The sequence below is a fragment of the Erysipelatoclostridium sp. MSK.23.31 genome, assembly GCF_019125875.1.
GTDB lineage: Bacteria > Bacillota_I > Bacilli_A > Erysipelotrichales > Coprobacillaceae > Thomasclavelia > Thomasclavelia ramosa.
Map to the genome: position 1 here is coordinate 14,588 of NZ_JAHOCB010000019.1, position 15,231 is coordinate 29,818.

Genomic DNA, 15,231 nt, shown 5'->3' on the forward strand with positions numbered 1-15,231 from the left:
CCTTTAGTTAGAATAGACTAACTTTATAAGAGAGTATAACTCCTAAATATTATTACTGCTACTCCATTTTGTTATTATTGCTCCATTTTAAGATGTGATTTACGATATTGCTGGGGTGTCATAGAAGTATATTGATAAAATGCAGCTGAATATTTACTTGGATTAGAATAACCAATCTCATTAGCTATTTCGATAATTGGAATATCGGTATTAATCAGTAGACCTAAACTATACTCTAAACGATATTCTTTATACCACTGATAGATTGGTTTACCGTGAATCTCTTTAAATGCTTTACGAAATGTATGAATATTAATATTGTATTGTTTTACTAGTTTTTCAAGATCATATTTAGCTGAAATATTGTTACTAAGCTCTGTTTTTATTGCCTTGATAATCTCAATTTGTTTTTTTGGATAATAATGCTTTTCATTTTCTAAAATTCCAAAGTCATGATGTGATAAAAATAATAACAGTTCTAACACTTTTATTTTTAGGTAATTCCTCTTTAATTCCTCTTCTATCTCATACATTTCTAAACAAATATGTTCAATTTGAGCAGTAGCACGAAAAATATATACATTATGGCTTTCTTTTAAACGTTTACTGATTAAATCAATATCAATATTGAATTCATCTAATAATTTATTCTCTTTAGCTTTTTCTACTTCAATCAAAATTTCTACACCATTATAATAACCCAATGGAAATGAGTGAGTTAATTTATTTAATGTTCCACCACTAATTGCTAAATCTCCTTGACATAAATATGCATAATAATTTTTATTATACTGACATTCAAATTTACCTTTTAGACAATGATTAATTTCAATATAACGATGCCGATTGAGAGATTGATCAGTCGGAGCAGTAAAACAATGAAAATTATTATATATAACTTGTATCCCTGGATAAATATCTATGCTCGTCATTACTCCCTGTCCATCGATTAAACCTATTTGATACTCTCTTTCATGCTTATTAATAACCTTTTTATCTATAAACGGCAGCTTAATATCTTCAAGCATTAAAATCTCCTCCTTTTAGGTGAAAACAGAATAACCTATAGTTATTCTGTTTCTTTTAAAGATTTCCCTAAATCAATTCTTTGAATTTGTTTATTCAATAGCCAATTAACAACAAAATAAGTAATTAAGCCAACAGTAAAAATCATTACATAGAGGTAGGTTGGAATATAGATTTCTATATATCCTGCAAATCTCATCATTGCTTGAATAAACAATATTTCTAAACCATATTTACAAATTGGTAAACTAATCAATAATGAAAATACTACTACCAAAGCTGTAGCTTTAAGATATATCTTAGCAATTTCTTGGCTGTTATAGCCTATCACTTTTAAAAACGACATATAATTAGTATTTCGATCTAATACTAGTTTTGTTAGAATATACATTACAACTAAATAAATAACTATCGCTATCCCACTCATAATCGGAATCATCTGTGAAAAGGTTTCCGTCATTTGATCACCAATTTTCAGCATATCTGTCTTAGTAATCATCGTACTAAGATATTTTTTATCAATATTTAACTTCTGATCTGATAAATAACTATTATAATAATTCAGATCTTCTTCGAGTAAATTATTTAATGATTCACGTGACATATAAACACTTATATTAGTTCGGCTATTATAAATATCAAAAACCTTTAACTGATATTCTTGTTCAGTATATTGGTTTGTAAACGTTACTTTATCTCCTTTTTCTAAGCCAACTTTTTTAGCAAAATCGTAGGAAATAATAATTTGATCTTTTTCCTTTGGCAAATCAATATCCGCATAATATATAGAATTATCATCTAATCCATAGAATGAAACATCTAAGTCAATTTCCCCAGCAGCAAAATAGGTTTGTAATAATGTATATGTTATTTTTTCTCCAGCAGCTTCAACTGGTACCTTTAAAAGATATTGGTAGTTTGTTTTAATACTATTTTCCATATTTTCTAAATAACGTTCAATCGACGGGGTAATACAAAAACCAAAAGTTAAAAGAAAACTAGCAAAAATAATTCCAATCATTAAAACCAAATAACTTCCCTTATTTTGAAGAATCACTCTTTGACGATAGCGCTTAATAAACGACGTTTGCTTTAAATGAATATAATGACTTTTCTTATTTTCATGTAGATCTTGTCTTAAAAATTTTAATGGCGAAATATTTAATTTATGCCATAACATTAAATAATTGACTATCAAAATAACCAAAAAAGGAATCACAGTAGTATTAACAAATACACTAGGAATAAATTTTAACTGTAATGGTGGCAAGCAATAACTGTTATAGTACATATTAGAAAAAAATGAAGGCATTATTGTATATCCAATAACATTTCCCACTAGTCCACTTACAAAAACAATGATCATTACTAAAGTAAGATAATGGTGAATCAACTCTTGTTTTGTATAACCATTAGCTAGTAATGTGCCAATTGCAGTTGCTTGGTCTTCAATTATCGCCTGTGAAATTACAACAAAAATAAAGGCTAAAATAACCAAAATGATATAAAACAACATATTCATCATTGGGATATCACCACCCATATCATTAGGTAAAAATGATATTGCCTGGTTCATCTCTTGGGTCATCATTCCTGTTAAGCTACATCCACTATCAACTACGATATCTCTAATTTGATTTAATTGATCGTAATTTTCTTTACTACTTAAATCATCATTTGATTTATAACTATAAGTATAATTAATATTATTCTCTTTTAATAAAGCAAAATCTGACTCATCTACAATAGCAACTCCAAAATGGATAGGATCCATCATTAAATCACTATTATCCTTAATCAACGAACTATAGTCAGGTAGGCTTAAATATCCAACGATAGTTAACTTTATACCATTGACCTTAATTTGATCATTTATTTTATAACCATTTTTTATTGCAAAAAGCCGATCTAATGCTATTTCTTGATGCTTTTTTGGGAGTTTCCCTTGGTAAACTGTAACCAAATTAATATTTTCACGATCTTGATATATCCTTAATGTAGCACTATTTTTGATCTTTTGCTCGCTATAGAAATTTTCATAAAGTTTTACAGGCTCTTTTTCAATTTCTTTAATTACTTCTTTAGTCAATGGTTTTAAAACAGTAAACTGTCCATCCTCGACTAAACATTCATCTTGATTTTGTTTTAATAGATTATTAACACTATAAGCTACACTAAAAAAACCTGAAACAGTTGCAATCATAACTATCATGACCAAAGCAAGTGCTAGATAACGAGCTAAGTTATCAGTGAATTCTTTTTTTAAACTCTTATTTAATGGATTTTTCATGCTAACACCCTACTACCATTCTAACTCTTTAGCATTGATTCGTGATGTATTTAAATAGTTTGAAATAATTTGTCCATCTCGCAAACGCAGCACGCGATGTGCCATTTTAGCAATTGCATCATTATGAGTAACAATTAAAATAGTTGTTCCATAATCCTGATTAATCTGTTCTAATAATTCTAAAATATCTTTAGATGTATGATAATCTAAAGCTCCTGTCGGTTCATCACATAATAATAATTTAGGATTTTTTGCTAGAGCACGACCAATTGCAGTTCGTTGCTGCTGTCCTCCTGATAATTGATTAGGATACCTATTGCAATGTTCTTTTAATCCTAATTTATCTAATAGTGTTTCAACAGCTAGTGGTGTCTTACTCAAATATGCACCTGTTTCAATATTTTCTTTTACTGTTAAATTTGGGACTAGATGATAAAATTGGAAAACAAAGCCCAAAGTATCCCGCCGGTATAACCCTAATTTTGTTTTTGATAAAGATGCTAAATCAATTCCACCAACTATCACATTACCATAATCAATTATTTCGATACCTCCAATTAAATTTAATAATGTTGATTTACCAGAGCCTGAAGGTCCTAGCATAACACAGATTTCACCGCGTTCTATTGAACCATTGACCCCTTTTAAAACTTGAACCCGATTTTCATTTTCACCATAATATTTTTCTACATTTTCTAATTGCAAATACATATAAATCCCCCTATCTTTTAATTCAGATTTTTTTAATTTAATAACACGATAGCCAACTAACTTTATTAAGACCTAGACTGATTCCACACTTGCATCTTGTTTTGGTAGAAGTACAGCCAAATGCTGTTCTAAATAAATTTTCTTCTGATTAAACTCATTTTCAATTTGCTGCTGACAATCGGTACAACTCATCCCATTAATTTCCATCATCACACAATATGGATAATTCTCATTTTTCAATCTTACAAATTGATTTTTCGAATAGAATCATCCGATTCACCACACAACACCCTCTATAATCTTTTTAAAATAGGATTTAATGCTAAATATTTCAATTAAAACAATTATAATAGTTAGCCTAATCTAACCAACAATTATATCTTATCTCCTGGTGTTAGACTTGTCAAACAAATATATAATAAAAAAATAAACTATTACTAGCATAGTTATTATTTTTAGGCAAAGTTTAATATATCACATTGCAATACAGTTTTTAAGCTTACTGTCTACCAGATAGATAATCAGTAAAAAGTATCATAGAAGCTTCATTTTTAGATAAATTAAATTAGCAAGATATTTTGAATGAATATTTTTAGTAAAAGGATATCCATGAGTATTACAAAGATACCGAACTTTTTTATAAAGTTTTAGCATTTTTTCTTTAAAAACCTGTTCAAAAGTATTAGTGATACATAATTGATGATTAACAATAGCTTCATGTTCACGCCTTAATAATAGCATCGGAGCTTTGACAAAATAAAATTAAAATCACTAAAATAGCACCTATGCATCGCTGAAATACTAAAGACAGTAATTAAAGGTGGCTGTTTATTAAGGTGAATAGACTGTAAAATTATATAACCGATGATTCCTACTGATGCTATCATAATGATATTTAAGTACATGCTCGAGACAACTGGTGAAGACAAAGCTAAATTATCCAATGATACATCCACATTAATATTTGAAAATAAAATATATAGCGGTGTATAAAAAATTTCTCATCATTATCACAGGAAACAAAACACCAAAACGACTGAATTACAATAAGAATGAAGGAATAGACCATTCCATAGATTATAATATACTGCTATTACTATAGATATTAATAAATAGATCAGGCTAACAATAAATGCGATAAGCGAAGAAAATAATAACGGATTTTTTTATTCTATACATCAATATATCCTCCTCTAATAAACGTTTATGCATCAAATAGCTGAACAATAGATCAATCAAAAAAGCAAGGTAGTTTTCTATCTTGCTTTTCTAAATATTCTATAAATCATCTTCAATAGCACTAGACTTTGCATAAGCAGTAGATTTTGCTTCAAAAAAATCGGTCTTAATGTTATTTGCATTACTATAAATACTTACCCATTTCATTGCTTCAGGTTCTGTCTCAAATCCTTCATATAATGGTTCAAAATTCAATGAAAATGCTCTTAAATTACCGAGATAATGAATATAATCACTGACCATATCCATCGTTAGACCCTCAATTCGATTTCCCAAGACATATTGCCCCCAAGCAATTTCCTCTTCAACTCCACGTTTTAGCATATTACGATAAACCTCAATCTTTTCAGGGGTAAATAATGTCGGTTCTTCCTTTTGCAGCTCAATAATCATATTTCTAAATAACCATAAATGTGTATTTTCATCACGATTAATATAACGAATCTCTTGAGCTGATCCCGACATCTTACCCATTCGCCCTAAATTATAAAAGAACATAAATCCTGAATAAAAATAAATTCCTTCCAAAATATAATTAGCCATAATCGTTTTCATTAAATGAAAACTATCTTTATGTTCAAGAAATGCATTATACTGTTCACCAATAAATTCATTTCGCTTCAACAAATGTTCATCAAATTTCCATTGATATAAAATTTCATCTCGTTTAGTTGGTGAACAAATTGAATCAAGCATATAGCTATAACTTTGTGAATGGACCGCTTCTTGAAATGCTTGAATGGTTAAACAAAGATTAATTTCATTTGCTGTAATATACTCACCAATATTAGGAAGATTGGCTGTCTGTAAAGAATCTAAGAAAACTAAAAATGAAAGAATCTTATCATATGCGGTTCGTTCTGCCTCACTTAACAAACGATAATCTCTAATATCTTGAGTCAAATTTATTTCTTCTGGAATCCAAAAATTATTCATCGCCTGACGGTACCAATCACTGACCCACTGATATTTCATATTATTAAAATCATTAAGATTTGTTGTATTTCCATTTATCATTCGACGTTTTCTTACATCAATATCACCTTTAGCATTAAATAATGCTTTTTGTTTAAGTTCCATTATTACCTCCTATGAACTGCATGATTCACATTCTTCAACTTCTAAAGACTGGCTTCTAACATAATATAATGTTTTAACACCATACTCCCAAGCTTTAATATACAAATTAAGCAACTTTCTAAAAGTAAACTCATTTGTCATATATAAATTAACTGATTGTGACTGGTCGAGATGACGCTGCCTAATTCCCGCTGCTTTAACAATCCACTCTTGATCAATATAATGCGCATTTTTATATAACCAAAAAGTTTCAGAATCTAAGTCGGGAGCAACTCTAGTAATCATACTTCCCTTTTTCTCTTCCATAAAATACTTTTTCATGATAGGATCAACAGCTGCTGTTGTTCCAGCAATAATTGAAGTTGAACTGGTTGGGGCAATCGCTAAAAGATATCCATTTCTTAAACCATTTTCTTTGATTTTAGCTTGAAGATTTTGCCATGCTTTACTTTGATAGCGACGTTTTATAAAGTATGCACCTGTTTCAAAATCACTACCATTAAACAATGAGTAACTTCCTTTTTCTTTAGCTAAATCACATGAAGCTTCCAACGCAAAGTAATTAATCTTTTCATAAAGCTGCTCAATAAACTGTAAATGCTCATCACTTTCAAATGACATTTTCAATTTTACCAGCATATGATGATAACCACTTGTTCCTAATCCAATCGCACGATATTTTTGATTAGTTATTTTGGCAAAAGGAATTGGATAATAATTTAAATCAATTACATTGTCCAAAGCCCTAATTACAACACTGATAACGTGTCTCAATTCATCATCATTTAAGACATCAAGATGACCTAATGTTAATGAAGCTAAATTACAAACTACAAAATCACCTGGTTTTGTTTTTTCAACAATAATAGTTTCACCATTAACCTCAATTTCCTCAGACGGTAAGATCTCCATCGCTTGCATATTTTGAGCAATTTCTGTGCAAAGATTACTGCAATATATCATTCCCTGATGAGGATTAGGATTAAAATTATTAACATGATCGCGATTAAATGTGAAAGGAGTTCCTGTTTCAACTAGTGATTTAATAATTAAACGAACAATTTCTTTAACTGTCATAACGCGTTTAGGAATTCGGTCATCTTCAACGCACTCATAATATTTCCTTTCCCACTCTTCACCATAACAATCCTCTAAATAATAACCTTTAACTTCATGTATCTCGTGTGGACACATCATGTACCATGAAGCTTCCAAATCATTTTTAGCTAATTTCCAAAATAAATCTGGATAACAAACCGCAGGAAAAATATCATGTGCTTTCATTCGATCATCGCCATTATTTGTTCTAATTTGTAAAAATTCGGGTAGATCTTTATGCCATGCATCCAAATATACTGCTGCTGCTCCCTGCCGAACTCCTAATTGATCTACTGCTGTTGCAGTATCATTTACAAGTTTAAGCCATCGAATCACACCTCCTGCTGCTCCTTTGAAACCTCTGATACTACTTCCATTAGCACGTACTTTTCCAAAATACAGTCCCATTCCACCACCGTTTTTTGAAACTTTAGCAAAATTATCTATACTTTTATATATTCCTGCTAATGAATCATCGACAGTATCAATAAAACATGAACTCATTTGATGAAATGGCTTTCTCGCATTAGACATAGTTGGTGTTGCCATCGTCACTTTTAAAGTACTTAAAATATCATAAATCTCTTTTGCCCACTTAACTCTATTTGATTCATTCATGGCCAAATGCATAGCAATTGACATAAACATTTCCTGTGGTTTTTCAATAATTTCGCGGTCATGATTTTGAATCAAGTATCTTTTAACAATCAATTCAAGACCACTATATGTAAATAATTCATTTCGCGATTCGCTAATATACTGTCCTAACATGTCTATTTCATCTTTTGAATAGCTTTCAAGAATATATTGTCCATAATAACCTTGTTGTGCTAAATAGTTAATCCGCTCATAAAAAGTATATCTACCAGCGGTATTCATTTTTTGGTCAACCTGTTGATTTACATCATAAGTTAAAAATCGAGCTGAAATCATCTCCCATTTAGGTGCTTCTTTACTAATTAATTCCACACTCGCTTTCATCAACATTTTCAACGCTTCAAAATGACTCATACCCTCTTTATAAAATGTTTTAAATTTCACTAATAATAATTGCAATGAATATTCTTCTTGAGGATAGTCTTTGTGAATCTTCAATAGAACCTTTTTTAGATTTTGATCTCCCAATAAGGCAAGCAGTTCATCAATTATCAATCGCTGCTCCGTATGCTTTTGACGATATAAAATATAAGCTTTTGCTACTTGAAGATATCCATGTTTCATCAATGTTTCTTCAACCAAATCTTGAATTGCTTCAACAGACATATCAGCTATAATATGTTTTTCAATATCTGCAATCATCTTTTTTAATTCATCATCTTTTATTGTTTCAGATAAACTGCAAAAAGCTTTTTTTATTGCTGTTTCTATTTTATTGTTATCATAGTCTTGAAAAAGACCATTTCTTTTTTGTATCAACATTTTTTTCACATCCTTAGAATGCCATTCTAGCATAGTCATTCGATTATCTTCAACGAATATGCTTAAGCATATTTTATTCTTTCACAATAATCATAAATATAAACAAAAAAAGATGTATCTAACAACACATCCTTTTATAAAAAAATACTTCTAGTTTTAAATTCAATCGTTTGATTTAACGGTCCCAATGAAAGCATTTTCATATCTTTTTCATCATATTGAGGAAATTCAACTCTTGTTATCTGATTATTCCAATATGTTTTAAAATAATATTCTCGAGTTGCTAAGTTAATAAACATCGTATATTGAGTATAATCAGAAGTTTGATCTGCTGTAATGACGACCCCTTTAGGAATACTGACCGTTTCCATGATCCGAAAACAAGTTATCACAGCTTGATGACGATCAATTGGAATATCTGTATATGTTTTTTGAAATGCTGCTCTAATAAAACGTGATGGTGGTGTATAATCCCCTGGTAAACCTAATGTTCCTGCACCTTGTCCAAATGGAGTAAGTTTTATATTGTTCCATATTGCTTCTTGAAATTGATATGGCGATAAATTGTAATAATTTCGTAAATTAGTCATATGCCAAGAAAAATCTGGACTATTTGCAAGAACACCAATAGGATTATTAATCGCATGTAGACCATCTATTGTTTTTTCAATCACCATACAATTGTTATTTGCATCACTTATTATCCAATGAAGAGGAGCTGCTATATGTGTAATACTATCTTCTACACCAATAATTTTGATGACTTTTATTAATTCTTGAGCTTCTTTTACTGAAGCACATTGACTTAATAAAAAATAAACTAGTTCAAAAGCAGCGATCGGGATAATTGATGTATTATCTTTTTTTAGCCCATCATATTGAGCAAACTCAGAAAAATATAATGCCGCAACTGCAAATCCATGGTCATTAACACCATCACTTAAAGCAACAGGAGAGACATCTTGCCCGATACCAAGAATATTGTACTTATTTTCAATATCATGAGTATTTAGAACATTGCGCCACTGGTATTTTGCAGGAATATAATAAAGTTCAGGATTTAATTCAAATGAAAAATCCATTGTTCGACCAAAATAAATATCTCCATTATCTGAATATATCTTTATTGCTGTACACATCTATGATTCCTCCTAATCATTCCTCCTTTAAATATATTAACCTAAATTATAAATAGACCCGATTAAAATTTAAAAAAAGGGAATTTTATTTCCCTCCTTATATCTTTTCTCCATTTGTTGCAATAACTTCTTTCATCCAATCAAAACTTTTCTTTTTATATCGATTATATGTTCCGCTACCATCATCATTTTTATCTACATAAACAAAACCATAACGTTTTTTCATTTCCCCGGTACTAAGTGAAACAAGATCAATAGCCCCCCACATCGTATAGCCAATACAATCTACATGATCAATATTAATGGCATCTTTCATGTTTTTAAAATGATCTTTTAAATATCGGATCCGATAATCATCTATAACTGTATCATTTTCAAAATGATCGATTTCACCCATTCCGTTTTCAACAATCATAATTGGTTTTTTATAACGATCATAAAGTTCATTCATAACATAGCGCAATCCAACAGGATCAATTGGCCAACCCCAAGGGGTTGCTTCTAAATAGGGATTTAGATCCATTGCTAATCCGATAATATTTAATTTAGTGTTAGCATTAACGGTTGTTGTTCTATAGTAGCTAAAAGTAATAAAATCTAGTGGATATTCTTTTAGTAAATCATCATCACCTGGCTCCTTAACCAGTACGACCCCTTCTTTTTCAAATAATGCTTGTGCATAATATGGATATCCGCCAGTTACCATAGTGTCTGCATAAAAATATGATAATCTTCTAGTATTCATATGTGCCATCATGTCCTCAGGCTTGCAAGTTAATGGATATAAACCACTCATTGCATACATTGTTCCTACCATGCACCCTGGCATCATTTCATGAGCCATTTTTGTTGCCAATGAACTAGCAACAAAAACATGATGCATCGCTTGATAATGCGTTTGACTATCAATTTTATGAGTTCCCATTTGAGCATAACCCTTTACAACATTAAGCTCATTAAATGTCAACCAATATTTTACTTTCCCTTTAAAACGTTCAAATAATGTTTTACATAATTTTAAGTAGCAATTAATTGTATGGCGTGATGACCATCCATCATAATGATCAGCTAAATATGCAGGAATTTCATCATGACAAATTGTAATTAAAGGCTCTATGTGATACTTTAATAATTCATCAATAACATTCTCATAAAACTTCAAACCTAACTCATTTCCTTCAGCCTCTTCGCCTGTCGGAAAAATTCTTGTCCAGCAAATACTAAAACGATAAACATTAAATCCCATTTCTGCCATTAAAGCGATATCTTCTTTATAACGATGATAAAAATCAACTCCATCATGACTTGGATAATAACGCTCAGGATCAATATATCCAGTTGCTCCTTCAGGAATTTCAGCCTTTAATGGTGACGAACCAAGCGTTCCATCTTTACACTTATAAGTTACCTGACGTAACGTATCAACATTACCATCTGTTACAAAATCTGCTGTAATCAAGCCGCGATTACCTTCACCAAATCCACCCTCATATTGAAAATCAGCACTAGCTCCACCCCATAAAAAATTATCTGGAAATCTACTCATACTTTGTTCCTCCTTTGATACTACTATTATAACGGAGTTTTTTATATAAACTTAAAAGTTCGCATTTTGGAAACTTCTATATTCAGCAACAATCAAGTCATTAATCAAAGGATAGATATAACTATGTGTTTGTAATTTAGATAAATGCTGATAGACAAGACAAATATCAACATCGGGATGATTTACCATCATTTCGTTTGCAGTAATTAAAATAACCTTTTTATTTTTATAGTCGTATTTTTTCTTTTCATCAAATGATGATAACTGATACTTATTTAAATAGTTACCAGAATTAGAATAAATGATCACAACACCTTGTTCACTATTATTTTTTAAGTATTCGTCTTGTTTAACATCATTTACATAACTCATAATAAATTTATGATTATAGGCCAGTTTATACTGCAAATCTAACGCTCCCAATTGTGAAAAAAGTGTTCCAAATGCCGTGACTTTTGGATATTGATAAATTATTTGAGCAATTTTTCTAATCACTGTCATATCAATATTTTTGATTATTTCAATATCCTGAATAACTTTGTCAATATAGGTATTTGCGTCTTGATTAGCAATATATTGTTGGATATTGGCAACATAATTATAATCACTGTTAAAACGATTTTCCTTAAAATATGCTTCTGCCTTAAAATCGGAATAATCTTCAAAATTTAATGATCGTACAAACTTACTAATAGTTGATTTTGATACATGACATAAATTTGCAACATCATTAATACTAAGATTTTGCAAATTATCAAAATTCAAAAGCATTGTATAAGCAATACTATAAAAAGTACTATCTTCACTATATTCATTTATTACATCAATAAGCCTAACCAATAATATTCCCATTAACCTATCTCACTTTCTTTGCTTATTAGAATACTAATTTCATATAAATTACGTCATCCGTTGGATTATCATAATGTGGTTCAATTTTTTTAAAAACATATTTTTTATATAACGAAATCGCCCTTTTTAACGGTTTGATTGTATCCAAAACCATCTCCTTGAGCAGTTTCAATAATTGCTTCAATTAATTTTTGACCTTGTCACTGATTATGAAAATCTGGTTTTACATATAGACGTTTCATTTCACAGCATTGATTACGATGGTGACAATAAGCAATACAGCCAACAGCTTTACCATCAGTCGACAACCGCTAAAATACGCCCATGAGACTATAGATATCTTCTTTTTAAATCTTCTAATTCAGCATCTATGTTTTGAAAAGAGAAATCTCGATTCAATGAATTTGTATACTCAATAATCAATTCTTTTATTTCCGCAAGATATTTTTCTCCATCAACAATCAACATTATTTTTCACCTCAAATATAATTTATTTTGATACTATCATTCTAACATAAAATAGTAATCAGCCAAACTCTAGATTCATTTAAAATAATTGATAAAAAAGCAAAGTCATTATGTTTGACTATTATAAAAATAAGGCGTATTATTCAACATGAACATGGTTCATATAAAATTATAAGGAGGAAATATTTTGAATTTACCATCAACATCAAAAGAAGAAATAATTTCTATCTGTCAACGTTTAGCTAAAGAAAAAGGTCTATCTTCAATTAATATGCGTTCTGTTGCAATTGAATGTAGTGTTTCAGTAGGCGCAATATATAACTATTTTCCATCAAAATCAGAACTCTTATGTTCGACTATCGAAAGTATTTGGAAAGATATTTTTCACATGTCTAGTGAACAATTTAGTTTTACGAATTTCATTGAATGTTTGACTTGGTTATTTGAAAGTATTCAAGAAGGCAGCCAAGAATATCCTGAATTTCTTTCAAAACATGCAATGTCTTTAGCTGCTGAAGATAAAGTCGTTGGACAAAAAATGATGAAAAAATATTTTTTCCATTTAAAACAAAATTTATTAATTGTATTAAAAAAAGATCAAAAAATAAGAAAAGATGCTTTTAATCAAAAATTAGATCAAACTTTATTCATTGAGTATATTTTTGAACTTTTCATTTTTTCAATCGTTAATCCACAACAAAACTACCAAGGTATTATTGAGTTAGTTGAACGATATTTATACTAGCCCACTTATTACGAAGTGGGAATACTTATAATTCAAAGTGAACAGTGTTCAGATTAATTATGGAGGTTTATTATGAAAGTAAAAAAGCATAATTTATTATTAATAGCTTCAATCGTGTGGCTTATTGCTGGTTTCAATATTTTAAAAATTGGAATTGAAACATATGTTGGATATACAAAGTTATTAAATTTCTTTCTCTCAATCATTGTTTTTATTATTTTTTGGTTTGCTATATTTTACAAATTAACTAAAAAACATACCCATAGAATTCATAGCTATGAAATAGAAAAACAATTCTTTTTAAATTTCTTTGATCTTAAATCATTTATTATTATGGCATTTATGATAATTTTTGGTATAACAATTCGAACATTTAATTTATTACCGGATAGATTTATCGCTATTTTCTATACTGGTTTAGGAGCTGCGCTATTTTTGGCCGGTATCATCTTTGGTTTAAATTACTATAAATCATTAAATAAGACTTTAGATTATTCTCCTAAATCTTTAATAAATATTGCTATTATATATTTTATTTTAGCAATGGCTGGGGGTGTTTTTTATCGTGAATTTACAAAATTTTATGCTTATTCAATGCCTACCGTATTAAGTGTAATTCATCCTCATTTATTAATTTTAGGAACATTACTGTTTATCATCCTAGCTGTAATTGCAAAAGTAACAAATATACAAAATAATAGACTATTTAAAAAATTTGTAATCATTTATAATTTTTCTTTACCTTTTATGATCCTCACTATGCTAATTCGTGGGATTCTACAAATAACTAATACGGCTATAAATAGTTTGATAGATAAGATGCTTTCTGGTTTTGCAGGACTTTCACATATTACTATGATGATTGCATTACTAATATTATTAATTTCTTTAAAAAAAGAATTTACAGATTAAGGAGAAATACATTTATATGTCAATATTACTTATTATGGCAATTATTTTCATGACGCTAGCATTGGTTTTTTATACAATCGGTGTTTTTGCTGAAAAAAAGAGTGGCAGTTTACTAAAATGGCATGCTTTGATATTTTGGCTTGGCTTTATTTGTGATACATCAGGAACGAATATTATGGGACAAATATCAGGGCACAATTTTAATTTTAATCTCCACGGCATTACTGGATCAATTGCTTTACTTTTAATGGCTTTTCATGCAGTTTGGGCAACAGTAATACTAATTAAGAAAAATGATCGTGCTAAAAAAACTTTTCATAAATTTAGTATTATCGTTTGGTCAATATGGTTGATTCCTTATATAATTGGTATTTATATTGGAATGAACGGTTAAAAGAAGAGAGACTGTCATGTTTCCCTTCTTTTAACTTATATATAAAAATACAAGCATTCCTAAATATTCAAAAATCATTTTCCATCAATAATAGTTAAAAAAGTAACACTACCCAATAATCAATGGAGGTAATATTCTTTTAAAACTGTATTTCTAATATCAATTCTTCCAATAGCATAATTAGCTATTTTTTATTCCTTAAGCTTTATAAATTGATACAACAATGTATCCATTGCGAGTCCAACTCCAATTAATAGTATTTCAACAAATAATGTCTTGCCTTTTTCCTTTTCCTCGGTATATATTAAAGGA

The 15,231-nt window shown here is 29.5% G+C and carries 15 protein-coding genes; 3 read left to right on the forward strand and 12 right to left on the reverse strand.

The window, feature by feature from the left end:
• Nucleotides 1-74 precede the first annotated feature (74 nt).
• The 12 genes from KSU54_RS09735 to KSU54_RS09775 form a co-directional block, all read right to left on the reverse strand.
• Nucleotides 75-1,028, reverse strand: a complete 954-nt coding sequence (locus tag KSU54_RS09735; protein WP_003537862.1) for a helix-turn-helix domain-containing protein — start codon at nucleotides 1,026-1,028, stop codon at nucleotides 75-77.
• Between the two features lie 41 nt (nucleotides 1,029-1,069).
• A complete protein-coding gene (locus KSU54_RS09740) occupies nucleotides 1,070-3,316 on the reverse strand; it encodes an ABC transporter permease (RefSeq protein ID WP_117792178.1) in 2,247 nt (748 codons plus the stop codon).
• Between the two features lie 12 nt (nucleotides 3,317-3,328).
• A complete protein-coding gene (locus KSU54_RS09745) occupies nucleotides 3,329-4,027 on the reverse strand; it encodes an ABC transporter ATP-binding protein (RefSeq protein ID WP_008792963.1) in 699 nt (232 codons plus the stop codon).
• Between the two features lie 534 nt (nucleotides 4,028-4,561).
• Nucleotides 4,562-4,768, reverse strand: coding sequence for a DUF6688 family protein (locus KSU54_RS19425; RefSeq protein WP_117792176.1), 207 nt, complete (start codon nucleotides 4,766-4,768; stop codon nucleotides 4,562-4,564).
• The gene (locus tag KSU54_RS19430; RefSeq protein WP_418361539.1) at nucleotides 4,756-5,025 is read right to left on the reverse strand and encodes a DUF6688 domain-containing protein; all 270 of its coding nucleotides are present in this window, start codon (nucleotides 5,023-5,025) and stop codon (nucleotides 4,756-4,758) included. Before KSU54_RS19430 ends, KSU54_RS19425 begins: the two co-directional genes overlap by 13 nt.
• A 280-nt stretch (nucleotides 5,026-5,305) precedes the next feature.
• On the reverse strand, nucleotides 5,306-6,346 hold the full coding sequence (locus tag KSU54_RS09750; protein WP_003537856.1) for a ribonucleotide-diphosphate reductase subunit beta: 1,041 nt from the start codon (nucleotides 6,344-6,346) through the stop codon (nucleotides 5,306-5,308).
• Between the two features lie 9 nt (nucleotides 6,347-6,355).
• Nucleotides 6,356-8,863, reverse strand: coding sequence for a ribonucleoside-diphosphate reductase subunit alpha (locus KSU54_RS09755; protein ID WP_009300807.1), 2,508 nt, complete (start codon nucleotides 8,861-8,863; stop codon nucleotides 6,356-6,358).
• Nucleotides 8,864-8,997: 134 nt separating this feature from the next.
• Entirely contained in the window at nucleotides 8,998-10,002 is a 1,005-nt protein-coding gene (locus KSU54_RS09760) for a choloylglycine hydrolase family protein (RefSeq protein WP_117792174.1), read from the reverse strand.
• Nucleotides 10,003-10,099: 97 nt separating this feature from the next.
• Entirely contained in the window at nucleotides 10,100-11,548 is a 1,449-nt protein-coding gene (locus KSU54_RS09765) for a glycoside hydrolase family 1 protein (RefSeq protein WP_003537849.1), read from the reverse strand.
• A gap of 51 nt (nucleotides 11,549-11,599) precedes the next feature.
• Nucleotides 11,600-12,400 (reverse strand): MurR/RpiR family transcriptional regulator, encoded by an 801-nt coding sequence (locus KSU54_RS09770; protein WP_003537848.1) that lies wholly within the window; start codon nucleotides 12,398-12,400, stop codon nucleotides 11,600-11,602.
• A gap of 25 nt (nucleotides 12,401-12,425) precedes the next feature.
• The gene (locus KSU54_RS19145) at nucleotides 12,426-12,548 is read right to left on the reverse strand and encodes a hypothetical protein (protein WP_003537847.1); all 123 of its coding nucleotides are present in this window, start codon (nucleotides 12,546-12,548) and stop codon (nucleotides 12,426-12,428) included.
• Between the two features lie 182 nt (nucleotides 12,549-12,730).
• A complete protein-coding gene (locus KSU54_RS09775) occupies nucleotides 12,731-12,868 on the reverse strand; it encodes a hypothetical protein (protein ID WP_003537846.1) in 138 nt (45 codons plus the stop codon).
• A 187-nt stretch (nucleotides 12,869-13,055) separates the two neighbouring features.
• Between KSU54_RS09775 and KSU54_RS09780 the strand changes: the two genes are divergently transcribed.
• The 3 genes from KSU54_RS09780 to KSU54_RS09790 all read left to right on the forward strand — a co-directional run bounded on the left by KSU54_RS09780 (nucleotide 13,056) and on the right by KSU54_RS09790 (nucleotide 14,919).
• Nucleotides 13,056-13,613, forward strand: coding sequence for a TetR/AcrR family transcriptional regulator (locus KSU54_RS09780; RefSeq protein WP_003537845.1), 558 nt, complete (start codon nucleotides 13,056-13,058; stop codon nucleotides 13,611-13,613).
• Between the two features lie 72 nt (nucleotides 13,614-13,685).
• Nucleotides 13,686-14,525: a DUF2871 domain-containing protein gene (locus KSU54_RS09785; RefSeq protein WP_009010121.1), complete on the forward strand. Its 840-nt coding sequence runs from the start codon at nucleotides 13,686-13,688 to the stop codon at nucleotides 14,523-14,525.
• Between the two features lie 16 nt (nucleotides 14,526-14,541).
• Nucleotides 14,542-14,919, forward strand: coding sequence for an HsmA family protein (locus tag KSU54_RS09790; protein ID WP_009300811.1), 378 nt, complete (start codon nucleotides 14,542-14,544; stop codon nucleotides 14,917-14,919).
• The last annotated feature ends 312 nt before the right edge of the window (nucleotides 14,920-15,231 follow it).